A 22,028-nucleotide genomic window follows, 5' to 3' on the forward strand; every position below is an offset into this window, starting at 1 on the left:
AGCGATTATCGAGAGCTGGTTAACTTATAATTACCACTCTTAAGCCGGTTCTCCTATTTTTCGATTATCATTTCCACCTTTTGGCTCCTCTCAAGAATCTCCAAGGAATTATAATAGGCTACTTTTATGGAAAGAATGAAGTAGGATTACCCTAATTATAAAAGAGAGGATGGATGGATATGAAAGAAAAAATCATCTATATATATCACGATTTTGGAGGTACCCATACCACCTCTTTAGCCGCTGCCTATCACCTAAATATTTTGAGTGATACTAATTTAATACCAAGTAAAGAAGAGATTTTATCTGTTCCGTACTTTAACAAGCTAAAAAAGAAGGACGCTGGGGAGTTTATTTATCATGGAATTGATAGTGATGGTAATACGGTTTATACTATCGGGAGAAGATCATCCAAACTAACTGTAAAATCACTATATAATTTTAGTGAACTATTATCTCTACAGCATCAAACTATGAATAAAAAAATAATATTTTCTAATACCTCTCCTGTTGTACCGTTAGCTATGACACTTGGAGGCTTTTTTTCACGAGGTCTTGGAATTGATTCCATAGGGGTGCCACTTTTAATTAAAGGGGCACAGCGTTGTAGCGAAAACATCTTTCAACTTGTAATGGAGACAAAAAAAGTGGCTAAAGAATCGAATCAATTAATTGTTAAAATCGAAAACAAAAAATACCAGGCTTGATGTTCTTTAAGCCTAATCACTTCTTCTTTGGAAGCTCTTCGCAAAAAACAGCGGCCTTCCACCCTCTGTTTAGAGCATGGGTGAAACCGTTGAGTTTGTTCATCACCATTATTCTTAGTACTAGTAGTCTTAATAATTCTTGTGTACAAATTCCTTAATTTTTCAAATTGCATATTCTAAACTGATTTAGATTAAGGAGTTGATTAAATGTACTATATGAGTAAGCCAATACAATTCAGAGACAATCACGAACTTATAATGGATATTTCTAAAGCCATTAATGGTGAGTACTCTGCAATTAATTGTTATAAGAAACTTCAGCAATTAGCACCTAATGAGAAAACTAGGACTATTATTAAAGAAATAAGACAAGATGAGAAAAAACATTTTAGGATTTTTAACGAAATATACCGACAACTAACAGGGCATGAGCATTCGCCTCAATTAACTGATCAATGTCCAAATTCTTATCAAACTGGTTTAGATTATTCATTTAACGATGAGCAACCAACTGTGGACTTCTATTTAGAAATTGCCGATAAAACCAGTGACCCATATATTAAAGAACAATTTAATAGAGCAGCTAAAGATGAGCAAAATCATGCTGTTTGGTTTGTCTATTTAATGAATAGAGGATATTAATTTTCATTATTCTTCAAAACATAACAAATAAAGTAGTAATATAAACCCTTCACGCTTTAAATACCGATACCGGGATAAACAAACCCATAGCCAATATGTATTTCATTTACTGATCTTATGTTTCGGTACGTTTATCTAGTAAACGAAAACAACCTAGGGCAGTTCTCTATCTATGACCTATTCGAACTTTCAGTATCGAAACATGGAAGTGCTCGGTGGATGGAAAGTAGCATCTAAGACCAACCAGGTCTTATTTTTTTAAAATAAGAGCATATATTTTAGAGAAGAATGTAAGAATTGTTGATTAACATACCTAAAAGGAGATATTGAAAGTTATATGATAAGAAGCTGGGTACCATTTGAAAAAATACAAGTTAATCTTGGACATAGAAACCTTATGATGTCTGGTAAAATCTCAAAATATATGGCTGATCTATAGACTTTATGCATAAATTGTGGTCAATCAGCCATATACAATTGTTTTATGTTTACTTATTAGACCGTTAAGAGTTGAAGACTTTTATTTCAAGCGTTCTTCAAGCTCTTTTTTCTTCTCTTCATAACCTGGTTTACCTAGCAATGCAAACATATTCACTTTATATTCTTCCACACCAGGTTGATCAAATGGATTCACACCAAGTAAATACCCGCTAATAGCGCAAGCTTTTTCAAAGAAATAGACAAGATAACCAAATGTGAATGCATCCATTGCTGGAATCGTTACGATGAGGTTAGGTACACCGCCATCTGTATGGGCAAGCATTGTTCCTTCGAATGCTTTATGATTCACAAAATCAATCGATTGATTAGCTAAATAGTTTAAACCATCTAAGTCATTTTCAAGGTTCTCAATTTTCACTTCATGTCGTGGTTTCTTCACTTTAATAACTGTTTCAAATAAATCTCTTCTACCTTCTTGCACATATTGACCAAGTGAATGAAGATCAGTAGAAAAATTGGCAGATGAAGGATAAATGCCTTTTTGATCTTTTCCTTCACTTTCACCAAATAATTGCTTCCACCATTCTGAAAAGTATTGCAACCCTGGCTCATAATTAACAAGCATTTCAATTGTTTTACCCTTATTATAAAGGACATTCCTTACTGCTGCATATTGATATGCGATATTCTCTTCTATATCGGCAGAACTTAACTCTTTACGAGCGGCTTCAGCCCCTTCCATTACTTGATTAATATCAATATTCGCAACGGCAACTGGTAATAATCCAACGGCTGTTAGCACAGAGTATCTTCCACCAATATCATCCGGAATAATAAATGACTCATAGCCTTCTTCATTCGCTAAGGTTTTTAACGCGCCCTTTTCTTTATCAGTGGTAGCGTAAATTCGTTTTCTCGCTTCCTCTACACCATATTTCTCTTCTAATATTTTTCGGAATAAACGAAAGGCAATTGCTGGTTCTGTCGTTGTTCCAGATTTAGAAATGACATTAATAGAAAAGTCTTTACCTTCCAATAAATCGATGACATCATGAATATAACTAGAGCTAATATTATTGCCTACAAAAACGATTTGAGGTGTTTTCCTTTTTTCTTTTGAAAGAGCATTATAAAAACTATGTTGTAACATCTCAATAGCAGATCTTGCGCCAAGGTAAGAACCACCAATTCCGATTACTAAAAGAACATCAGAATCTTGCTTGACTTTTGATGCTGCCTGTTGAATTCTTGCAAATTCCTCGCGATTATAATTTTTCGGTAAATCTACCCACCCTAAGAATTCATGACCTGCTCCTGTTTTATTTTCTATAGCGGTATGCGCTGCTGTTACCGCTCCTTTTAAGTATGATAGTTCATGCTCACTAAAAAAGCTAAACGCTTTCGTATAATCAAACTGTATATGAGTCATCGTTATTCCTCCGCTTATGTATTTCATGAATCAATAGTCCTCTATCACTTTATCGAAAGACAAGGAATTTTTCAAGAATCAGTCTTCGCCACCGACGGTTTGCACAACCCCGTTATATAGTTCATGATTACATCATTTCCAAAAATAAGGTTTATAACCCATCACTCGTGCATAAGCCAAATTAGCCTTCACATTTTTTACTATGCTTGTATAAGCAAACTCATACCAGGTGACCACAATTCCATTAAACCCAAATATGACAAGAACCTATAAAGAAAGCTCCCGTTTCACACGAGAGCTTCTTCCTTATAATGCTGAACGATAGATTGAAAGAACATCCTCTTTATCTAATACTTGAAAACGACCAAAAGGACCATTATGAACGGCTTTATTTGCCATATCTTCTAGCTTGCTATCGTCTATACCATAATCTGATAATTGTTCTGGTGCATCAATACTGTTCCAAAACAGTCTTAAACGAGCAATCCCTTCTAATGCGACTTCCTCATCTGTTTTACCTGTTGGATCGACTTCAAACACTCTTATTGCTAATTGTTTCATTCTCTCAGGCTTGGCATGTAATGTATGCTTAATCCAATGAGGGAATAAAATGGCCAAACCGCCACCATGAGGGATATCATAGACTGCCGATACAGCATGTTCAATATTATGCGTTGCCCAGTCTCCTTTATAACCCATATTTAGAATACCGTTTAACGCCATTGTACCGCTATATAAAATGGTCGCACGATGCTCATAATTTTCTAAGTCATCTATTAGTTTTGGAGCCTTATCCATTATCGTTGTTAAGAGAGATTCGCACATACGATCTTGAAAGTCCGTATTTTCTTCCAAATGGAAATAATGCTCAAGTACATGAGACATCATATCGACTATGCCATAAATCGTTTGGTCTCTTGGCACTGAATATGTATGTTCTGGATCTAAAATTGAAAATTGAGGGAATACAGCCGGGCTTCCCCAAGACAATTTTTCATGTGTCTCCCAATTAGTAATGACCGCTCCAGAATTCATTTCTGAACCCGTTGCAGCTAATGTAAGGACGGTACCAAAGGGAATCGCTTCTTCCATTCTTACTTTATTTGTCACCATATCCCAAGCATCACCAGCAAATTTCGTTGCTCCCGCAATAGCTTTTGTACAATCGATGACACTCCCGCCACCAACAGCTAGAATGAAATCAACTTCTTTCTCGCGGCAAATATTCACACCTTCACGAACGGAAGAGACACGAGGATTTGGATCAACCCCACCTAGTTCATACACTTCTGCATTCATTTTCTCAAGCTCATTCATTACCTTATCGTATAGACCATTCCTTTTAATACTTCCACCACCATAAACTACCAGCACCTTACGGCCAAAAGGAGAAATCTCTTCACTTAATTTACTAAGTTCACCTTTACCAAAAATCAATCTCGTTGGATTCCAAAATGTAAAATTCTCCATTCTATCACCTTCCTTTTTTGTTATTATCATTTTTTTTACTAAGGATTGCAAAGAATACATCTTTTTTTATTTATTTTAAAAAATAAAATAAATGCCTCTCTGTAATTGTTTCTCCCAAGGAATTAAATGATTCTTTCATTCGACAAAAAAAAGACACCGAGATTTCCCGGTGTCTTCTATGAAGCTGAACTAGCTTATTTTTTAATTAAATCTTCACGCTCAGATTGTGCAATCCACTCTTGCAACTTATCTTTTAGTGTATTGAAACCTTGGCTACCATTATCCTCTACTTTTTGAGCTACAGGATTATTTGGACGTTTACGAGGTTTTTTCTCTTTTTCTGTTGGAGCTGGTGCTTCTTGTGTTGCACGAATAGAAAGACCGATTTTTCCAGCATTTTCATCAATAGAAAGTACTTTTACTTGTACTTCATCTCCAACACTTAAATGTTCATTAATATCTTTAACGAAGCCATGAGTAACTTCTGAAATGTGAACAAGTCCTTGTGTATTTTCATCTAATGCAACAAAGGCACCATAAGGTTGAATACCTGTTACTTTACCAGTAATCACGCTGCCTACTTCAATTTTCTCTGACATGGGAACACTCCTAATTATTAATATTTTATCGTTTATATACGCAATAAAAAATTATATCATACTCTATAGCTAATATCAAAAGTAAAATGGATAGTCAATAAATAGTCACAATTAATTAACGAAATGTTCATACAATTACCCATTAAAAAAGTTGATTGGTGGTAAAATAAAATATAGAAGGGGGGATAAAAATGAATCACATTGGTGAAAACATTCGCTTAGTCCGTGAACAACATGGGTTAACAAGATTTGAACTTGCAAAAAGAGCGCGGGTAGGTAGTGCAGTAATCGAAAGATATGAGTCAGGTATTTCCACCCCAGATACGCTAACAATCCTCAAGCTATGTACAATATTGGACATCCCAGTATCAACTATTACAAATCCACAAGTTGACCTTCAAAATCAGAATGAGTTGAACCATCCTATGCTTCATCAACAGGATATGAATGAAACTATTTCCAATTTTCACGTATAAACATGTAGGTATTCGGAAAGGCTTGTATTGTAAGTCTTTCTAGAATTCCCCCTTTGTTGAAGGCAATCTGTTATAGGATTGCCTATTTTTTATTTTATACCGAAAATACAATGTTTCTTCTTGTAAGCAATGGCCACGAATGATATGACTTATAGTAACACCTTACATCACTGTAAAGAAATGAGGACAACCATTGCCAAACGATAAAATGCTTCTAAATGGAAATGACTTTTATTATGAATATTACCCACACCCAACCCCTAAACAATCATTTGTATTATTGCATGGGTTTCTTTCTTCCAGCTTTAGTTTTCGAAAACTCATACCATTGCTACAAAAAGAAAATACAGTACTCACAATTGACCTCCCACCATTTGGGAAGAGCGGAAAAGCAAAAAAGTTTATCTACTCTTATGAAAATATTGCTTCAACTATTATTTTACTTCTTGAAAAATTATCTATTCAACAAATCGTGATGGTTGGGCATTCAATGGGAGGACAAATTTGCCTAAACATTGCTCATCAAAGACCAGACTTGCTCGAGGCTGTAGTCTTATTATGTAGCTCTTCTTATCTACCGAAAATGCCAGCAAAGTATGTTTACGCAAGTCACCTACCTTTCTTTTCTCATTTTGTAAAAAGATATCTTGAGAAATCAGGTGTAGAAAAAAACTTAAACAACGTTGTATATGAAAAAGAAATGATTGATGATGCCATGAGGGATGGTTATCTAGAACCATTTTTAAACAAAGATATCTTCTATTCCTTAGCGAGAATGATACGTGACCGGGAGGGAGATTTGGATGAGACCTTATTAAAAACAATTAACACTCCTTGTTTACTCATATGGGGGGAGGCAGACAAGGTGGTCCCTCTCTCTATCGGTCAAAGGTTACAGGGAGACCTACCGCATAGCGAATTACATATCCTTAAGCAGGCAGGACATCTTATACCCGAAGAAAAGCCTGAGGAGATTGTAGCAATTATCGAACAATATTTACAGAAAAAAGAGAATGGTGGGGTGGGATAATTTTTATTCCTTCACCCATTCATTCAATCTCGCAAGAACTATTATTTTTTATCACCAGGAGTTTCTGCGCATATTTTTTACATTGAGCAAGAGGAATTACTTCATCAAAAGAGAATTCATATATAGCTTGGATGTTATGGGCCAATTCATTAGTATCGTCAACAGTTTGTACTATTTGGATTATATCAGCTATTTCCGTATCGTAATTGCCTGTACCGATATGAAATGGGTCCCAATCATTTAAACAATCTACTAACAATAGATTCATTTGTTGTGTATTCATTATACATTCACCTTATTATTTTTCATTTATGTTTACATATCTTATCATATAGATAGAAATCGATAAATAAAGAAATGGTGGGATAGAAGTGGAAAATCAATATTTTCATGAAATTTTTGATCGTAAAAATACGTCATCAGTGAAGTGGGAATTGACCAAAACGGTTTTTGGAGAAGAAGATGTCCTTCCAATGTGGGTTGCAGATATGGATTTCAAACCGCCTAAAGAGGTAACAAATGCACTACAAAAACGTTTAGATCACGGAATTTATGGTTATACATTTGCGTCCCCATCCTTACCAAAAGTAATCAAGGATTGGGTAAGTGTTCATCACGGCTGGGATATTCCCCTGCAGTCCATATTATACAATACTGGTGTGGTTCCATCTTTGGCAGCGGTCGTACAGACCTATACAGAAGAAGGGGACAATATATTAATACATACCCCTGTTTATCCTCCATTCACAAATGTCATTGAAAGTAATCATCGTAAAGTTTTACGTTCTCCACTTAAGCTTGTTAATGGACATTACAAAATTGATTTTGATGACTTTGAACAGCAACTCAAAAAAGGGGCGAAAATGTTTATTCTCTGTAATCCTCATAATCCAGGAGGAAATGTGTGGTCAAAAGAGGATTTACAGAAGATCGGTGACTTATGTATCGCTTATGATTGCTTAATCCTATCAGATGAAATTCATGCAGACCTCGTCTATAAGCCGAAAAAACATGTCGCTATCGCTAGCTTAAGCGAGGAACTGAGAGGCCAGACGATTACATGTATTGCACCAACCAAAACTTTTAATATTGCTGGGTTGCAAGCATCCGCCCTTATTATTCCAAATGAGACATTAAGGAAAAAATTTGAAGATTTTCAAGCTAGACAAGGCTTCCATCAATTATCCATCTTTGGAATGGTCGGCATGGAAGCGGCTTATACCCATGGAACAGAATGGTTAGAAGCTTTACTCTCATATTTACAACAAAATATCCAGAGTGTAAAAAGTTTTATAGAAAAAGAATTGCCTGATATTGATGTCGTTGATCCAGAAGGGACGTATTTAATCTGGCTAGATTGTCGTAAACTCGGCTTAACTGATGATGACATTCAGCAAAAGCTTGTAAAGAAAGGAAAACTTGGATTAGAGCCAGGACCAAAATATGGCCCAGGTGGTGAAGGGTTTGTCCGTATGAACATCGCCTGCCCTCATGATATACTTATGGATGGACTTCATCGTTTAAAAACAGCATTTTCATAAGGATTCTGTAAAAACATGTCGGAAAAACTATTTCCGACATGTTTTTTATTTCAATAAATTCTCTTCTATATGCTTTTTTATTTCTAGCCACTCTTCTATTGTCACACTATACATCACTGTGTGACGAATTTCTCCATTCCTACGAATCATATGATTACGTAATATCCCCTCCTTCTTAGCACCTATTCTCTCAATTGCCTTTTGTGATTGGAGGTTCTCATGGCCTGTTTTTATTTGTACTCGATTAAATTTCAGTTCTTCAAAACAATAAGACAATAAAAGGTGTTTACAATTTGTATTGATTGCACTGCGCCAATAATGAGGATGAATCCATGTTGAACCGATTTCTAACCTTTTATGGGTAAGGTCCACATCTAAAAACCAGGTACAGCCAATAATTTGCTGCTCCTTTTTATTAAAAATAACAAAAGGGAACTCTCTTCCTTCTTCACGCTTTTTGATACCCGCTTCAACATATGTAACGACGTCACTATATTGGGTTAAATCCACTGACATATGTGTCCAAATTGACTCGTCTTTCGCTGCCTTGCTTATCCCTTCAATATGACAAGTTTCCATTGGAATCAGTTGTACTACACTATTTTCTAGTAGCTTCATAAAGTCCCCTCCCTTTAACCTATTAAAGCATATTTACTATAAAATAAATACGCTTTTTACATAATATTCTTACTTTTATTCACGCAATGATTTTCATAAATTTTATTTTAAAAAACTTATGACTCACTTCGCTCACTTAATGGTTTACTCTCTTCCATCGATAAACCAGCCTAATTTTTTATCGTTTCCTAAGCAATAAAAAAGAACAAATTCCTTCCAGAATTTGTTCTTTCTTCCATTCATATAATATTGGTTAACTCTTACTATTTTGTGCTTCTTTCTGCTTTGGTTCTTTGTCTTTCGAAATCACTCCACAGGCAATTCTTTCCCCGGAGTCGCCAGAAGGCTGTGTCATTCCATCATCTGTTTTTTCATCAATGACAATAGATGTACCATCTTTTGTTAATAATGAAGACTTTTCATCTTTCATTGTAACTTCAGCTGCAACTAAGTCTGTCTTCACTTTCCCATCATCTTCCACAATAATATTAGGTAAATCACCCGCATGATGACCATCTTGATTCAGTAAACCATGATCTTTATCTTCGGGATTAAAGTGATTACCAGCCGATTTAAAGTCAGGAGCCTCACACTCACCTTTCTCATGGATATGAATAGCATGATCCCCAGGTGGCAGACCTTTTAAATCTAACCCTAACTTGACCCCACTGGCTTGCTCTTCTAATTTAACCTTACCAAGAGAATCCCCAACTGCGTTAAACATCTCTACATCTACCTTTTTTACTTCCTGTTCTGTACAACCCATTAATAAAACAGATAGACTAAATAATAAATAAACTATCTTCTTATTCATAAAGAAAGCCTCCAAAAAGAAAATCATGCACTTAGCTTTTCCCAATCCAAAAAAAATACAACCACTACTCAAAGTGGTTGTCGAAAAGTTTACAAACATGAAAGTTGTCTTCAATCAACAGAAGAGTTTTTACTTTTTTGTTTTAATTGGTCTTCGAGTTCGCGTGTTTTTTCACTCTCTTTTTTTGAGTGGTGAATAAACCATCTCATTACAAATGCTGCGAGAATCATAAAGGCAACTAACCATATAACGGCCGGAATATATTCTGTCTTGTCTTCTGGAAAATAAAGAAATAAAGAAAACACATAAGTTTGAAGCACGGCTATGTTCCTTTCTTACTTTCGTTGATATCCTTATTATAACAGTCGATGTAATCTATACCAACCTTTATTCGATGACTTGTATTTTCTCAATAATCACGTCTTCTACTGGTTTATCGTTTTCATTTACTTCTACTTGTGCAATATCATCAACAATATCCATCCCATCTATCACCTGTCCAAAAACAGTATGACGCCCATCTAGCCATGGCGTTCCACCACTTTCCACATATTTCTCAATAATTTCAGCTGGATATTCATTATCTTTCATCTGTTGTTCTAGGCCATCCCCTAATGTTGTATTCTGAACAATGAAAAATTGACTACCATTTGTATCAGCACCTTTGTTAGCCATCGATAAGGCACCGCGAATATTAAATAATTGATTAGAGAACTCATCCTCAAAGTATTCCCCGTAAATACTTTCTCCACCAAGTCCTGTGCCTTCAGGGTCTCCACCTTGGACCATAAACTCTTTCATAACACGATGAAAGATAACGCCATCATAATAACCTTCTTTACTATGAGTGATAAAGTTTTCTACTGTCTTTGGTGCAATATCGGGAAAAAGTTTAATCGTAATTTCGCCTAAGGATGTTACCAACTTAACGACTTGCTCATTTTCCCCTACTTCATTGGAAAGCTGTGGGAAACCTTTTACTTTAGCAGCTTCGCCTGTATCATCTTCTTGTGTTTTTTCCTCTGCTGTTGACTTGTCCCCTTTGTCTGCATCAGTTGTATCGTTATTCTCACCACAACCAGCAAGTAATAAAAGAAGCGTGGCAAATAAAACAAACCATTTTTTTCTCATTTTCTCACTCCCAAGCATATGTATTATACTACCATTATTTTAATATTGTACCGCTTTGTAAAGAGCCTATCTATCTGTTTTATGGATTGTCTTTCATTTCTTTCTCATTCATAATATAGGCAAGATCAATTGTTAGGAGGTACATCAATGAGTGAATTAAATATTGGAGATAAAGTTACCGGGATATACAAAACAGGGAAATATATTGGAGAAATCACAGACATCCGTCCGCAAAGTTATTTGGTAAGGGTCTTAGCAGTGCTGAAGCATCCTACACAAGGTGATCTTCACCATCCTAAAGAAGTAGACGGCGTTTTCTTTCAAGAAAGAAGAGCCTTGGCATATAGGGAACAAACGAATGTCCCTTTAAAAATGGTGAAACCTTTTACCGAAGATATTCCCGACTATCAAGATTCACTTCAAGAAGCCATTGAAAAAATGCGTGCAGAATTACTTAGCAAAAACACGCAATGGGCAGAAAAAAGCTTAATGAACTTAAAATCATTAGAAAAAGACTATTTTAAATAATTGTTTTTAAACGAACTGTCACAGATTGAGTCCTAAATCACATTGAGTAATTTAGGACTTAAACACCCCATAACAGTCCATCTCTTTTGCCTACAGTTCTGGCTGATTTTGAAATCATTTATGTGGGCATTTCTTTGTACTCCATATTTCTAGTTAGCTCCTTTGCTTTTCTGATGTTTGCTTTCTCAATAGTATGTGTGCGCTTCGGCTTGCTAACCGTCATTCCTTCTCTCACACCATGAATCCAATGCAAGCTAGTACTGGATTAAGTGGAGTAGATTAGCAACAGTACTGTAAAAACATCGACTTTTTTTCATTCGTAGTTTAGCAGCACCTTGACCACTTTTTTTGCATAAGGTTTGATATTAAAAACAGGTTTACATGCAAAAAAATAAGACCCAATTTCACTTTGAGTCCTTACACATGTTGCTTCAACAGCTTAGAAAAATCTATGACGTCCCCGATTGTAGCAGGCTTTGGTTTCTTTAGATAGCGCTTATCTTTTTCCACAAGCTTAAAGATCTGATAAGTCGTTAAGGCATCATCCAATGCTTTATGGTGCTTCCCCGTGCCTTCTTTTCCATACTCTTGCACAGCTCTCCATAAACCTGTCTGATTCTGATTACCGAAGAATCGTTTATATTCCATTGATAAATCTATTTCTTTACCATCAAAGGGAAACGGTAACTCCGTATGTAAACAATTATTTCGCAGCACCTTCATATCCATATTTCCCCATGTAACGATTTTTAAGGAGGAGACAGTTGGTATTTTCGAAAACTGGTCTAGCATTTGTTTAAAAGTGATGCCTGTATCAACCTGTTGTTGAGAAATTTTCAAAAACGAGCTACACCTTTTAGATAAATGAGGGTACTTAATTGGTTTCACATAAGATGAAAACTGGTCAACGATGTTTCCACCCTCTACCAAAATATAGCCCACTTCAATGATTTCAGGATAAAACCCTTTCCAATTCCGTTCTGGCATTGTAAATTCAAAATCAATAAATAAATACCTTGCTCCTTCCATCAGCTGAGATCCCCCTTTTTACGTAAATAATAAGAAAAGATCCTTTCTTTAAACGGATTTTTCCGTGTACTCTTTATTGTTATTATAGCATGCTATTTTTTTATTTTTCAGTTATTTGAATTAAAACCTAAATATACTCCATCATATTCCTGACTGTCCCAAATATGTACCTTTTTATTTCTCATGTGGTGTACGCTCATTTCTGAAAAACCCCAAAACCCCTTACCTAAATAAACCAAAGAAGTTATGCATCGTATTAGGATTGCATTATTCATTATAATCTCATAATCATTTCAAATAAAAAAGATCCGAGCAAAGTCAAATTTGCCCGGACCTTCCAAGTCTCATTAGTCATATTTACCACGTATTTTTGAAAATTTTCTCAAGACACTTCTCTAATTTTCACGTACTCTCTCGGAGCAAAATCAGATACATCCGCTTCTATTTCCAGATTACTCCATTCACTTTCATACTTTTTAGATTGATCTGCCTTCAGTTTATTTGACATTTCCTGAGATTCAACGAACCAAGCACTGCAGAAAATAATGGCAAATATGCCTATAGCAGTTATTATTTTCCCAAACATTTACAAACCACCACCTAAAAATAGTTTGTATAATTATTCGTTTTTTTATTCATTTAAAAAATTTTTGCCAAAAATCGACGTGTTTCTACTTATTTATAAAGTTTATGGGGAAACCTACTGCTAGAGGATTTCTTCAATGCAACTGATAACTTTTTACGTTATAATTACTACCGTAGCTGTTGAACTTTAGTATGAATAGCATATTTCTCTGCATTATCTTGCAATTCACAGATTTTTTCTTCAAAAGGGGGTAATTTCTTGTCACTGTTACATTTGGCGATTATTGCGCCATTTATTATCGCAGTGTTTGTACCGCTAATATATAAAAATATTAAGTCAGTACACACAGGGTGGTTTATACTACCACTTCCTATTCTGCTGTTCATTTATTTCAGTAGTTTTATTTCTAAAACAACAAATAAACAAGTAACAATGGAATCGTTTTCATGGATCTCTTCTTTAGGAATTGACTTCACAGTTAAAGTGGATGGACTAGGTTTATTATTCGCTTTATTAATTACTGGGATTGGTTCGTTAGTTATTCTGTATTCTATTTACTATCTTTCTAAACAGAAAGAGAAATTAAATACATTCTATGTTTATTTATTGCTGTTCATGGGGGCAATGCTTGGTGTTGTTTTATCAGACAATTTAATTGTCCTTTATGCGTTTTGGGAATTAACTAGCTTTTCATCTTTTCTCTTAATTGGCTATTGGTACAATCGAGAGAAATCACGTTATGGTGCACAAAAATCAATGATTATCACCGTTTTAGGTGGACTAGCTATGTTGGGAGGAATCATCCTTCTCTATAACATGACCGGAACGTTCAGTATTACCGAAATTGTCGCACAAGCTGACACAATTATTGATCACCCACTTTTTGTTGCCGCTCTTTTATGTATTCTATTAGGTGCATTCACGAAATCGGCACAATTTCCATTCCATATCTGGTTACCAGATGCGATGGAAGCACCAACCCCTGTTAGTGCTTACCTTCACTCAGCTACAATGGTTAAAGCGGGGATCTATCTAGTAGCTAGAATGAGTCCAGTTTTTGCCGAAGACACTTTATGGATGGGGCTCATCATTGCTTTTGGATTGTTCACATTATTCTGGGGATCCTTCTCAGCGGTCAAACAAACAGATCTAAAATCTATCCTAGCCTTTTCGACCATAAGTCAACTTGGATTAATTATGTCTTTATTAGGCGTAGGAGCAGCTGCGCTGCATTACGAACAACCTGAATATTTTATGGTAGCAACTACTGCTGCAATTTTCCATTTGATGAACCATGCTACCTTTAAAGGAAGTTTATTTATGGTCGTAGGGATAGTCGACCATGAAACAGGTACAAGGGATATTCGTAAGCTAGGTGGTTTGATGAACCTCATGCCAATTACATTTACGATTGCTATAATTGGCACCTTTGCTATGGCTGGGTTACCACCATTCAATGGCTTCCTTAGCAAAGAGATGTTCTTTACTGGTATGATTAATGCACTTCATATGGATTTTGATTGGAGCATTATTATTCCAGTTATTGCTTGGATTGCGAGTGTGTTTACTTTCATATACAGTATGATCCTTGTTTTCAAAACATTTACAGGGAAATATCAACCAGAGAAATTAGAGAAAAAACCGCATGAAGCCCCTATTGGTATGCTTATTTCTCCAATTATTTTAGCATCATTAGTTATTGTAATCGGCTTTTTCCCTAATCTCGTAAAACCTTTGTTAGTACCTGCTATAGAAACGATTATGCCTATGTATGAGTTTGATGTTCATATTTCTATGTGGCACGGTTTTAATACAGAATTATTTATGACAATCGGTGTTATTATTGTTGGGATTCTAATGTACCTTGGATTAAATAAATGGCGTGGCATTTATGGTATTTTCCCGGAGAAAATTACACTTAACCGCTTCTATGATGGGTTACTTGATTCAATGTATAAAGGCTCTTACAGCTTAAATCGCAATGTAATGTCAGGATCCATTAACCATTATTTAAGCTATATGTTTATTTTCATGGTTGTGCTTATTATTGGTTCATTATTTGGGCTAGACGCTTTCGCCTTTAGCACTGATAATTTAGCGCCAATTGAATTCTACGAAGTAATACTAACATTTATTGTGGCTGCTGCATCTATCGCTCTATTGTTTACTAAGTCTCGTATTGTTTCTATTCTACTAACTGGAACAATAGGATATATGGTTGCCTTGCTATTCATCGTTTTTAGAGCGCCAGATTTAGCGCTCACTCAATTGGTGATTGAGACAATTTCTGTATCACTATTCTTACTTTGCTTCTATCACTTACCGAAGAAATTGACAGACGATCCTGTACCAGTGAAAGTGCGAAATGCCATTATTTCAGTAGGGGTTGGCTTATTCGTCATTTTAGTTGGATTAACAGCGCATAGTACGAAACTATTTGATTCTATTTCACAATATTATATTGAGAATACGTATAGTGAAGCTGCTGGGAAGAACATGGTTAATGTAATCTTAGTTGACTTTAGGGGCTTTGATACGATGTTTGAAATCGCCGTGTTAGGTATTGCTGCATTAGCTATTTTCGGTCTGATTAAGCTAAGGAGAAATGGAGGAAAGAAAATTGAAAACAAGTAACGTTATCTTGCAATCGATGACGAAAGTGTTATTATTTCTCATCATGATTTTCTCCATTTATATCTTTTTTGCTGGACATTATACACCTGGAGGCGGATTTGTAGGCGGCTTATTAACGTCAGGCGCCATCCTGCTTCTACTCTTAGCCTATGACCTTCAAACAGTAAGAAATATTTTACCATTCAACTTCTTATATATGGTTGCACTTGGTTTAGTTTTTGCTATTGGAACAGGTGCAGGTGCATTTATTTACAACAAACCTTTTTTAACACATGCATTTGGAGACCTTCATGTACCTATTTTAGGTGAGCTTCACTTGCATACAGCGACATTGTTTGATCTAGGGGTATATCTTGTTGTTGTAGGTGTAACGATGTCCATTATTCAAACGATAGGAGGAGATGATGAATAATGGAAATACTAATGATTTTTATTGCCGGCATTCTTTTCATGTCTGCAACCTATTTGATGCTTTCACGAAGTGTTGTGCGAATCATTTTAGGGACAACTGTATTAAGTCATGGCGTACATCTTCTCTTATTAACTATGGGAGGCTTGAAGAGAGGTGCACCACCTTTAGTGGGTGAAGAAGCAAGCGCATATACAGACCCTCTTCCTCAAGCACTCATTTTGACAGCAATCGTTATTGCTTTTGGAGTTACTGCTCTATTCCTCGTATTAGGGTATCGCTCATACAAAGAACTTGGCACAGATAATATGGAGAAATTGAGAGGAAATGATGGCAATGATTAATTTTTTGATACTCCCTATTCTAGTTCCGTTAATTACCGCCGTCATTCTGATCTTATTAAATAAATCAGTTATTGCTCAAAGGTGGGTTGCTGGTCTATCAGCCTTTGCTACAGTCATTCTATCTGCACTATTAGTGAATCAGGTAAAAAATGACGGTATACAAACATTAAACTTATCGAACTGGGATGCCCCTTTTGGTATAACCCTTGTTTCTGATATGTTATCATCTTTACTTGTATTAACAACGAGTATCGTCGCATTTGCATGTATTATTTATTCATTTAAAGGAATTGGCGAAGATCGTGAAAAATATCATTTTTATGCCGCTTTACAATTTTTAATTGTTGGTGTAAATGGTGCTTTTACGACAGGCGATATTTTTAACCTTTTTGTATTTTTTGAAGTCATGTTAATGTCTTCTTATGCTTTAATTCTACTCGGTGGAACGAAAATTCAATTAAGAGAATCCATCAAGTATATTTTAGTTAACGTTATTTCTTCCGGTTTATTCGTCATTGCAGTTGGTTACCTTTATTCGGTCGTAGGAACTTTGAATATGGCGCATATTGCTGAGAGAGTGAGTGAAATAAGCGGGGTTTCTCAACCTGGTGTGATTACGATTATTGGAATCATATTCCTCATCGTCTTTGGTTTGAAAGGGGCAATATTCCCGTTATATTTCTGGTTACCGGGCTCTTATTATGCACCTCCAGCACCTGTAATGGCTATTTTTGGAGCACTCCTCACAAAAGTCGGTGTATATTCTATTATTAGAACTTACTCCCTATTCTTTTACGAAGAAGGTGGATATGTTCAACAAGTGATCATGATCTTAGCGATTTTAACTATTATTACTGGGATTATCGGTGCACTGGCTTATTGGGATGTTAAAAAGATTATCATATACAACATTATTGTTGCTGTCGGTATCATTCTGTTCGGAGTAAGTACAATGAATGAAAATGCCTTAACAGGATCAATATTCTATCTTATTCATGACATGATTATCAAAGCAGGGTTATTCTTACTTGTTGGGTTAATGGCAACCATTACAGGTACAAATAACTTAAAGCAAATGGGCGGATTAATAAAGAATTATCCAGGGTTCAGCTGGACATTCTTCCTTGCAGCACTTGCATTAGCTGGTATTCCACCATTAAGTGGTTTCGTTGGAAAAGTCCTTATTGTTCAAGGTGGATTTTCATCTGAACACTTCATTGGCGCTGCAATTGTGTTAGCATCTAGCTTATTCGTGCTCATCTCTATTATGAAAATCTTTATTAATGGCATTTGGGGCGAACCAAAAACATTTGCAAATGAAAAGACAGTTCCTTATAAGCAGTTATTAATCGCTCCAGTGATCTTAGTCATTCTTTCTATCTGCTATGGTGTAGGTGCAGATTTTGTTTATCCGTATATCTCTCAAGCTGCTGAAAGTTTAATCAACACCAATTTATATATCGATGCAGTTCTAAAGGAGTAGTGAGTATGGCAGTTCAAATTTTATTAAATGTTTGTCTTGGGTTTATGTGGATGTTTCTAACAACAACGTATGATCTAGTGGCATTTATCAAAGGATACTTTTTTGGCCTACTCATTTTGTTTGTATTTAGAAATTTCTTCAGCAGCCGTTTTTATTTGTACCGTGTTTATGCAGTGGTTAAATTGCTCTTTATCTTTATACGAGAGCTAATTCTAGCCAACATTGCTGTCGTTAAGATTGTGTTAACACCTAAGCTACACAACACGCCTGGGATATTTGCCTATCCAACAAGTTTAGAAAAGGACTGGGAAATTACCACACTATCTAACTTAATTACCCTAACACCAGGTACGTTAGTAGTAGATATTTCAGAAGATAAGAAAATCCTTTTTGTACATGCTGTAGATATGAATGATGTCCAGGATGAAATAGAAGCGATTCAAACAAGCTTCGAAAAGGCGATTATGGAGGTGAGCCGAAAATGATACAAACTGCCGTTACAATTGCAATCATTTGTTTAGCTCTATCCATGCTTGCATTAGTCTACCGAATCATTAAAGGCCCAACATTGCCGGATCGTATCGTTGCTTTAGACGCCGTTGGTGTAAACATTGTTGGTATTGTCGCGTTAATATGTATCAAAGTAGATACAACTGCCTATGTAGAGTTCATTTTACTATTTGGGATATTAGCGTTTATCGGGACAGTAGCCTTCTCCAAATATCTAGAGAAGGGAGTCATTATTGATCATGATAGAGATCGCTAATATTATCATCGTCATATTTATTATTCTCGGAGCGTTCTTTCACTTAATAGCTGCGCTAGGTGTAATCAGATTACCTGATGTATATACGAGAAACCATGCTGCTTCAAAAGCTGCTACACTTGGTGTCCTTTGTATATTATTAGCTGCATTCTTTTACTTTTATTTTCATGAGAGTGAGTTTAATACAAGAGTACTTCTCTGCATCGTCTTTATGTTTTTAACAGCTCCAGTTGCTGGCCATTTACTTGGAAGAGCAGCCTATCATCATGGCGTAAAAATGGAAGGTAGTAAGGTTGATGATTACCAAGAATACCTCGAGATAAAGAAATCTAATGAACAACAAAAATATGAAGAATTTAAAAAGAAATTAGGGAAGAATCTATAAAAAAAAACGCTACCATATGCAATCTAAACTGCATGTAGGTGGCGTTTTTTTTATTTTAATAAACAAATTTTCCAATCGTGACTAATCAAATGAATGAAACGTAACTAAGTGCGGTTTATTAAAAATGATTGTTGTGTGGATACTGGACACCATGCGAAGGTTTAACTTTCATATCATACAATGCCACATATAAAACCAAAAAAAAACAGGGTAGAAATTACCTTTCCACCCGCATTTCATTAAGACTTTTTCAATTTTAAAACAGCCATTGTACACCTTGATGCACATATTAATTTTTCTTGTTCATCGACGATCTTTATTTCCCAAACCATCGTTGTTTTTCCTTGATGTAGAACTGTTGCAATTGCTGTCACAACGCCGTCTTTCTTTGACTTAATATGGTTAGCATTAATCTCTAGTCCTGCTACACCTTCTGTTTCTTTATCAACGAGTTCATAAGCACCTAAGCTCGCTACAGTTTCAGCAAGCGCTACAGAAGCCCCTCCATGAAGGATACCAAATGGCTGTCTCGTTCTGCCGTCTACAGGCATAGTGGCAACAACCTTTCCCTTTTCAAGGCTTGTAATTTCAATACCTAACGTTTCTATCATTGTTTTTGGATACATATGTACGCCTCCCCTCAACTACCATTATAACCGAACATATATTTTATGGGAATATTCTGTTTAATCATAGAATAAGCCTTAGGCACATATATTTATGCTAATGCGATATTGAAAGGAGACCTATGATGTATCCTACACGTTTTAATCCCTCTCCTATTTGTCCGTATCCTTATACCTATCCTATATATTGCCACCCTTATCCACCAATACCTATACGTTCATTCCCTCCAGTTAATCCGGATCAGTTCATTCAATCAGCAAAAGCAATGGAAGTATTAATGAATAGTGCTAGTAAATTACTTGATAAAATGGCGAAGTCCAGAGAATACTCCTATAATATTATGACTGCTGCCCAGGAATCAAATCAAACAAAAGTTAATCAATTAATTGATTCTGCTAATCTGAACAATCATCCGAAAGTTACTTATACACCAGATGGATTAACATTAAATTTTCAATCTGCCGGTGATCAAAGTGCGAATTTGTCATTAAAATTAAAATGGACTACGATGCAAATGTAGGGTTAAGCCATATTTTCATACCTAATATAGAAGAGCAGTCAATTTACGACTGCTTTTTATTTTTATAATCTTGGTTATGATTTTGCTGTACTATCCTTCAATATATAAATTTAAGCTTACAAAAAAATACCACAGCATCTCTCCGTGGTATCATTTTTATCTAGTTAATCTCATTATTTATATTAATATTTGGTCCATAAAGATTGGGATTGCCAGCATAGGGATTTTGGTAGCCACCAAAACCTTGATTGCCATATGGAACAGGGCTGGGGCCGTAACCGTATCCATATGGTGGACAAGGTCCTCCAAAACACGGCCTAGGTCTAAAGAACAGCGGTGCGGCTAACGCCCCTCCCGCTAATCCTCCAAGAAAACCGCCAACAAATGGCGCCGCCAAAAAGGGAAAAAAGCGTTCATCCGCAACACCAGGATGTCGATAATAATAATGCACTAGGGATTACCTCCTTTAATTAAAAGCTGGGTACCTTCCCTATTACATATGCATCTATCATCAATTAAGCGTGGGCTTAATGTGAGTTATTATCATTCACTCTTCGTTAAAATAGCATCCGCGATTCCATAATCCACCGCTTCTTGTGCGCTCATAAAATAATCACGTTCTGTATCCAACTTCACCTTGTCTAATGGTTGATTTGTTTTCTCGGCAATCATTTGGTTGGTTACGTCTTTTAGCTTTAATATCCTCCTTGCAGAGATCTCAATATCTGTCGCTTGCCCTCTTGCACCACCTAAGGGCTGATGAATCATTACTTCGCTATGAGGAAGCACAAATCGTTTTCCTTTCGTGCCAGATAGAAGCAGTAGTGCACCAAATGAGGCAGCCATCCCTGTACAGATAGTGCGAATATCACACCTAACATAGTCGAGTGTATCTAAAATAGCAAAGCCCGCTGTTGTTGATCCTCCAGGACTATTAATATAGAGTGAAATATCTTTTTTCTCATCTTCTGCAGCTAAAAATAATATTTGAGCAACAATATTATTCGCCATATGATCATTGATTTCTTCACCAATCATAATAATCCGATCTCTCAATAGTCTTGAATAAATGTCATAGGACCGTTCACCTTTAGCCGTTTGTTCAATTACATAAGGTATTGTACTCATTAGGAAACCTCCAAAAGGCAAGCATTAAGCTGCCATCATATTGAAAGCATTTGAAGGGGTGCTTTGCTTGGAAGTACTATAATGATTAATTATTGGCAGTAATTTGATAAGCTCAGTGGGATGTTGATGCTCAAATGCACGATGGAAAACTTGAAAGATTTTTCTCTCGACCGGCTCATCCCATTGCTGATTTAATTCTTTCATATCTGTTCCTAAACGTCTTCTTGCTCGATGCAATAAACTCTTAACAGAGGCTTCTTTCATATTTAACATCTCTGCAATTTCACTATTCTTAAATAAAAACGCTTCTTTTAATGAAAAAGCTAGCGCCTGTTGCACAGTTAATTTCTCTAATAATAATTCAATTGTTTCTGTCAAATGATGATTTCTTGTTTCGATATCAACATGATTTTCTGTTAATTGCTCTTTTTTCTTTTTTCTAACCACATCGATCCATTGATGATAAGCAATTTTCTTTAACAAAGCTCGTGTTAATTTAGCCTCGTTATACTTCATTGCCTTCAAGATGGTTTCTTGCGCTATGTCCTCTCCATCCCACTCATTTTGGCAAAGAAAGGTGCAATAGCTTACTAAGTCTCGATAATACTTTTTCGCAATCAAATCTAACGTTGCTGACCGGCTTACCATCTGCTCCTTCTGCATTGTTTCCTTCACCCCTTCACACTTTCTA

The 22,028-nt window shown here is 35.8% G+C and carries 28 protein-coding genes; 14 read left to right on the forward strand and 14 right to left on the reverse strand.

Features of this window, described 5'->3' with window-relative positions:
* Positions 1-191: 191 nt before the first annotated feature.
* Both MHI57_RS10410 and MHI57_RS10415 read left to right on the forward strand, forming a co-directional pair.
* A complete protein-coding gene (locus tag MHI57_RS10410) occupies positions 192-707 on the forward strand; it encodes a DUF3189 family protein (protein ID WP_180317064.1) in 516 nt (171 codons plus the stop codon).
* Between the two features lie 207 nt (positions 708-914).
* Positions 915-1,349, forward strand: a complete 435-nt coding sequence (locus tag MHI57_RS10415; protein ID WP_340976245.1) for a ferritin-like domain-containing protein — start codon at positions 915-917, stop codon at positions 1,347-1,349.
* Positions 1,350-1,869: 520 nt separating this feature from the next.
* Here MHI57_RS10415 and MHI57_RS10420 read toward each other — a convergent pair.
* The 3 genes from MHI57_RS10420 to yugI all read right to left on the reverse strand — a co-directional run bounded on the left by MHI57_RS10420 (position 1,870) and on the right by yugI (position 5,288).
* Positions 1,870-3,219, reverse strand: a complete 1,350-nt coding sequence (locus tag MHI57_RS10420; RefSeq protein ID WP_340976247.1) for a glucose-6-phosphate isomerase — start codon at positions 3,217-3,219, stop codon at positions 1,870-1,872.
* A gap of 306 nt (positions 3,220-3,525) precedes the next feature.
* Positions 3,526-4,689 carry an iron-containing alcohol dehydrogenase gene (locus MHI57_RS10425; RefSeq protein ID WP_328197391.1) on the reverse strand — a complete coding sequence of 388 codons (1,164 nt, stop codon included), beginning with the start codon at positions 4,687-4,689 and terminating at the stop codon, positions 3,526-3,528.
* A gap of 194 nt (positions 4,690-4,883) precedes the next feature.
* Positions 4,884-5,288, reverse strand: coding sequence for a S1 domain-containing post-transcriptional regulator GSP13 (gene yugI, locus MHI57_RS10430; protein ID WP_095372077.1), 405 nt, complete (start codon positions 5,286-5,288; stop codon positions 4,884-4,886).
* Between the two features lie 191 nt (positions 5,289-5,479).
* Between yugI and MHI57_RS10435 the strand changes: the two genes are divergently transcribed.
* Both MHI57_RS10435 and MHI57_RS10440 read left to right on the forward strand, forming a co-directional pair.
* On the forward strand, positions 5,480-5,764 hold the full coding sequence (locus tag MHI57_RS10435; RefSeq protein ID WP_307318145.1) for a helix-turn-helix domain-containing protein: 285 nt from the start codon (positions 5,480-5,482) through the stop codon (positions 5,762-5,764).
* A gap of 193 nt (positions 5,765-5,957) precedes the next feature.
* Complete coding sequence (locus MHI57_RS10440) at positions 5,958-6,794, forward strand: alpha/beta fold hydrolase (protein WP_307318146.1); 837 nt, start codon at positions 5,958-5,960, stop codon at positions 6,792-6,794.
* Between the two features lie 19 nt (positions 6,795-6,813).
* Here MHI57_RS10440 and MHI57_RS10445 read toward each other — a convergent pair whose 3' ends face one another.
* On the reverse strand, positions 6,814-7,077 hold the full coding sequence (locus MHI57_RS10445; protein WP_307318148.1) for a DUF1871 family protein: 264 nt from the start codon (positions 7,075-7,077) through the stop codon (positions 6,814-6,816).
* A gap of 88 nt (positions 7,078-7,165) precedes the next feature.
* Here MHI57_RS10445 and MHI57_RS10450 point away from each other — a divergent pair, with 88 nt between their 5' ends.
* Positions 7,166-8,335, forward strand: coding sequence for a MalY/PatB family protein (locus MHI57_RS10450; protein WP_307318150.1), 1,170 nt, complete (start codon positions 7,166-7,168; stop codon positions 8,333-8,335).
* A 45-nt stretch (positions 8,336-8,380) separates the two neighbouring features.
* Here the strand turns inward: MHI57_RS10450 and MHI57_RS10455 are convergent, their stop codons facing one another.
* The 4 genes from MHI57_RS10455 to MHI57_RS10470 all read right to left on the reverse strand — a co-directional run bounded on the left by MHI57_RS10455 (position 8,381) and on the right by MHI57_RS10470 (position 10,898).
* On the reverse strand, positions 8,381-8,953 hold the full coding sequence (locus MHI57_RS10455; RefSeq protein ID WP_307318151.1) for a GNAT family N-acetyltransferase: 573 nt from the start codon (positions 8,951-8,953) through the stop codon (positions 8,381-8,383).
* A gap of 253 nt (positions 8,954-9,206) precedes the next feature.
* Entirely contained in the window at positions 9,207-9,767 is a 561-nt protein-coding gene (locus tag MHI57_RS10460) for a superoxide dismutase family protein (RefSeq protein ID WP_095372072.1), read from the reverse strand.
* 110 nt (positions 9,768-9,877) lie between these two features.
* Positions 9,878-10,087, reverse strand: a complete 210-nt coding sequence (locus tag MHI57_RS10465) for a hypothetical protein (RefSeq protein ID WP_095372071.1) — start codon at positions 10,085-10,087, stop codon at positions 9,878-9,880.
* Between the two features lie 67 nt (positions 10,088-10,154).
* Positions 10,155-10,898 carry a peptidylprolyl isomerase gene (locus MHI57_RS10470; protein WP_307318154.1) on the reverse strand — a complete coding sequence of 248 codons (744 nt, stop codon included), beginning with the start codon at positions 10,896-10,898 and terminating at the stop codon, positions 10,155-10,157.
* A gap of 147 nt (positions 10,899-11,045) precedes the next feature.
* Between MHI57_RS10470 and MHI57_RS10475 the strand changes: the two genes are divergently transcribed.
* Complete coding sequence (locus tag MHI57_RS10475) at positions 11,046-11,426, forward strand: kinase-associated lipoprotein B (protein WP_095372069.1); 381 nt, start codon at positions 11,046-11,048, stop codon at positions 11,424-11,426.
* A 417-nt stretch (positions 11,427-11,843) separates the two neighbouring features.
* Here MHI57_RS10475 and kapD read toward each other — a convergent pair whose 3' ends face one another.
* Both kapD and MHI57_RS10485 read right to left on the reverse strand, forming a co-directional pair.
* On the reverse strand, positions 11,844-12,458 hold the full coding sequence (kapD, locus tag MHI57_RS10480) for a 3'-5' exonuclease KapD (RefSeq protein ID WP_095372068.1): 615 nt from the start codon (positions 12,456-12,458) through the stop codon (positions 11,844-11,846).
* Between the two features lie 379 nt (positions 12,459-12,837).
* Entirely contained in the window at positions 12,838-13,041 is a 204-nt protein-coding gene (locus MHI57_RS10485; RefSeq protein ID WP_095372067.1) for a hypothetical protein, read from the reverse strand.
* A gap of 258 nt (positions 13,042-13,299) precedes the next feature.
* Here MHI57_RS10485 and MHI57_RS10490 point away from each other — a divergent pair, with 258 nt between their 5' ends.
* The 7 genes from MHI57_RS10490 to mnhG are packed head-to-tail and all read left to right on the forward strand — an operon-like array spanning position 13,300 to position 19,062.
* Positions 13,300-15,675: a Na+/H+ antiporter subunit A gene (locus MHI57_RS10490; RefSeq protein ID WP_095372066.1), complete on the forward strand. Its 2,376-nt coding sequence runs from the start codon at positions 13,300-13,302 to the stop codon at positions 15,673-15,675.
* Positions 15,647-16,087 (forward strand): Na(+)/H(+) antiporter subunit B, encoded by a 441-nt coding sequence (locus tag MHI57_RS10495; protein ID WP_180316937.1) that lies wholly within the window; start codon positions 15,647-15,649, stop codon positions 16,085-16,087. Before MHI57_RS10490 ends, MHI57_RS10495 begins: the two co-directional genes overlap by 29 nt.
* Positions 16,087-16,428, forward strand: a complete 342-nt coding sequence (locus tag MHI57_RS10500; RefSeq protein WP_095372064.1) for a Na(+)/H(+) antiporter subunit C — start codon at positions 16,087-16,089, stop codon at positions 16,426-16,428. Before MHI57_RS10495 ends, MHI57_RS10500 begins: the two co-directional genes overlap by 1 nt.
* Positions 16,421-17,911, forward strand: a complete 1,491-nt coding sequence (locus MHI57_RS10505) for a Na+/H+ antiporter subunit D (RefSeq protein ID WP_340978597.1) — start codon at positions 16,421-16,423, stop codon at positions 17,909-17,911. The genes MHI57_RS10500 and MHI57_RS10505 overlap by 8 nt, the downstream gene beginning before the upstream one ends.
* A gap of 5 nt (positions 17,912-17,916) precedes the next feature.
* Positions 17,917-18,396: a Na+/H+ antiporter subunit E gene (locus MHI57_RS10510; RefSeq protein ID WP_095372063.1), complete on the forward strand. Its 480-nt coding sequence runs from the start codon at positions 17,917-17,919 to the stop codon at positions 18,394-18,396.
* Positions 18,393-18,677 (forward strand): Na(+)/H(+) antiporter subunit F1, encoded by a 285-nt coding sequence (locus tag MHI57_RS10515; RefSeq protein WP_095372062.1) that lies wholly within the window; start codon positions 18,393-18,395, stop codon positions 18,675-18,677. Before MHI57_RS10510 ends, MHI57_RS10515 begins: the two co-directional genes overlap by 4 nt.
* A complete protein-coding gene (mnhG, locus tag MHI57_RS10520) occupies positions 18,661-19,062 on the forward strand; it encodes a monovalent cation/H(+) antiporter subunit G (protein ID WP_095372061.1) in 402 nt (133 codons plus the stop codon). The genes MHI57_RS10515 and mnhG overlap by 17 nt, the downstream gene beginning before the upstream one ends.
* A gap of 239 nt (positions 19,063-19,301) precedes the next feature.
* On the opposite strand, the gene MHI57_RS10525 is transcribed toward mnhG, so the two are convergent.
* Positions 19,302-19,688 (reverse strand): hotdog fold thioesterase, encoded by a 387-nt coding sequence (locus MHI57_RS10525; RefSeq protein ID WP_095372060.1) that lies wholly within the window; start codon positions 19,686-19,688, stop codon positions 19,302-19,304.
* Positions 19,689-19,813: 125 nt separating this feature from the next.
* Between MHI57_RS10525 and MHI57_RS10530 the strand changes: the two genes are divergently transcribed.
* Positions 19,814-20,209: a hypothetical protein gene (locus MHI57_RS10530; RefSeq protein WP_095372059.1), complete on the forward strand. Its 396-nt coding sequence runs from the start codon at positions 19,814-19,816 to the stop codon at positions 20,207-20,209.
* 160 nt (positions 20,210-20,369) lie between these two features.
* On the opposite strand, the gene MHI57_RS10535 is transcribed toward MHI57_RS10530, so the two are convergent.
* The 3 genes from MHI57_RS10535 to MHI57_RS10545 all read right to left on the reverse strand — a co-directional run bounded on the left by MHI57_RS10535 (position 20,370) and on the right by MHI57_RS10545 (position 22,000).
* On the reverse strand, positions 20,370-20,660 hold the full coding sequence (locus tag MHI57_RS10535; protein WP_340976266.1) for a hypothetical protein: 291 nt from the start codon (positions 20,658-20,660) through the stop codon (positions 20,370-20,372).
* Positions 20,661-20,752: 92 nt separating this feature from the next.
* Positions 20,753-21,337 (reverse strand): ATP-dependent Clp protease proteolytic subunit, encoded by a 585-nt coding sequence (locus MHI57_RS10540; protein ID WP_095372058.1) that lies wholly within the window; start codon positions 21,335-21,337, stop codon positions 20,753-20,755.
* A gap of 24 nt (positions 21,338-21,361) precedes the next feature.
* Positions 21,362-22,000, reverse strand: coding sequence for a sigma-70 family RNA polymerase sigma factor (locus MHI57_RS10545; protein WP_322910411.1), 639 nt, complete (start codon positions 21,998-22,000; stop codon positions 21,362-21,364).
* Positions 22,001-22,028: the final 28 nt, after the last annotated feature.

The organism is Cytobacillus sp. FSL K6-0129 (assembly GCF_038007625.1).
GTDB classification, from domain to species: Bacteria; Bacillota; Bacilli; order Bacillales; family Cytobacillaceae; genus Cytobacillus; species Cytobacillus kochii.

Coding starts and splice junctions, on each gene's coding strand:
- MHI57_RS10415 (WP_340976245.1), top strand. CDS start 915: ATGTACTATATGAGTAAGCCAATACAATTCAGAGACAATCACGAACTT.
- MHI57_RS10420 (WP_340976247.1), bottom strand. CDS start 3,219: ATGACTCATATACAGTTTGATTATACGAAAGCGTTTAGCTTTTTTAGT.
- MHI57_RS10425 (WP_328197391.1), bottom strand. CDS start 4,689: ATGGAGAATTTTACATTTTGGAATCCAACGAGATTGATTTTTGGTAAA.
- yugI (WP_095372077.1), bottom strand. CDS start 5,288: ATGTCAGAGAAAATTGAAGTAGGCAGCGTGATTACTGGTAAAGTAACA.
- MHI57_RS10435 (WP_307318145.1), top strand. CDS start 5,480: ATGAATCACATTGGTGAAAACATTCGCTTAGTCCGTGAACAACATGGG.
- MHI57_RS10445 (WP_307318148.1), bottom strand. CDS start 7,077: ATGAATACACAACAAATGAATCTATTGTTAGTAGATTGTTTAAATGAT.
- MHI57_RS10455 (WP_307318151.1), bottom strand. CDS start 8,953: ATGAAGCTACTAGAAAATAGTGTAGTACAACTGATTCCAATGGAAACT.
- MHI57_RS10460 (WP_095372072.1), bottom strand. CDS start 9,767: ATGAATAAGAAGATAGTTTATTTATTATTTAGTCTATCTGTTTTATTA.
- MHI57_RS10470 (WP_307318154.1), bottom strand. CDS start 10,898: ATGAGAAAAAAATGGTTTGTTTTATTTGCCACGCTTCTTTTATTACTT.
- MHI57_RS10475 (WP_095372069.1), top strand. CDS start 11,046: ATGAGTGAATTAAATATTGGAGATAAAGTTACCGGGATATACAAAACA.
- MHI57_RS10485 (WP_095372067.1), bottom strand. CDS start 13,041: ATGTTTGGGAAAATAATAACTGCTATAGGCATATTTGCCATTATTTTC.
- MHI57_RS10495 (WP_180316937.1), top strand. CDS start 15,647: ATGGAGGAAAGAAAATTGAAAACAAGTAACGTTATCTTGCAATCGATG.
- MHI57_RS10500 (WP_095372064.1), top strand. CDS start 16,087: ATGGAAATACTAATGATTTTTATTGCCGGCATTCTTTTCATGTCTGCA.
- MHI57_RS10505 (WP_340978597.1), top strand. CDS start 16,421: ATGATTAATTTTTTGATACTCCCTATTCTAGTTCCGTTAATTACCGCC.
- MHI57_RS10510 (WP_095372063.1), top strand. CDS start 17,917: ATGGCAGTTCAAATTTTATTAAATGTTTGTCTTGGGTTTATGTGGATG.
- MHI57_RS10515 (WP_095372062.1), top strand. CDS start 18,393: ATGATACAAACTGCCGTTACAATTGCAATCATTTGTTTAGCTCTATCC.
- mnhG (WP_095372061.1), top strand. CDS start 18,661: ATGATAGAGATCGCTAATATTATCATCGTCATATTTATTATTCTCGGA.
- MHI57_RS10525 (WP_095372060.1), bottom strand. CDS start 19,688: ATGTATCCAAAAACAATGATAGAAACGTTAGGTATTGAAATTACAAGC.
- MHI57_RS10530 (WP_095372059.1), top strand. CDS start 19,814: ATGTATCCTACACGTTTTAATCCCTCTCCTATTTGTCCGTATCCTTAT.
- MHI57_RS10540 (WP_095372058.1), bottom strand. CDS start 21,337: ATGAGTACAATACCTTATGTAATTGAACAAACGGCTAAAGGTGAACGG.
- MHI57_RS10545 (WP_322910411.1), bottom strand. CDS start 22,000: ATGCAGAAGGAGCAGATGGTAAGCCGGTCAGCAACGTTAGATTTGATT.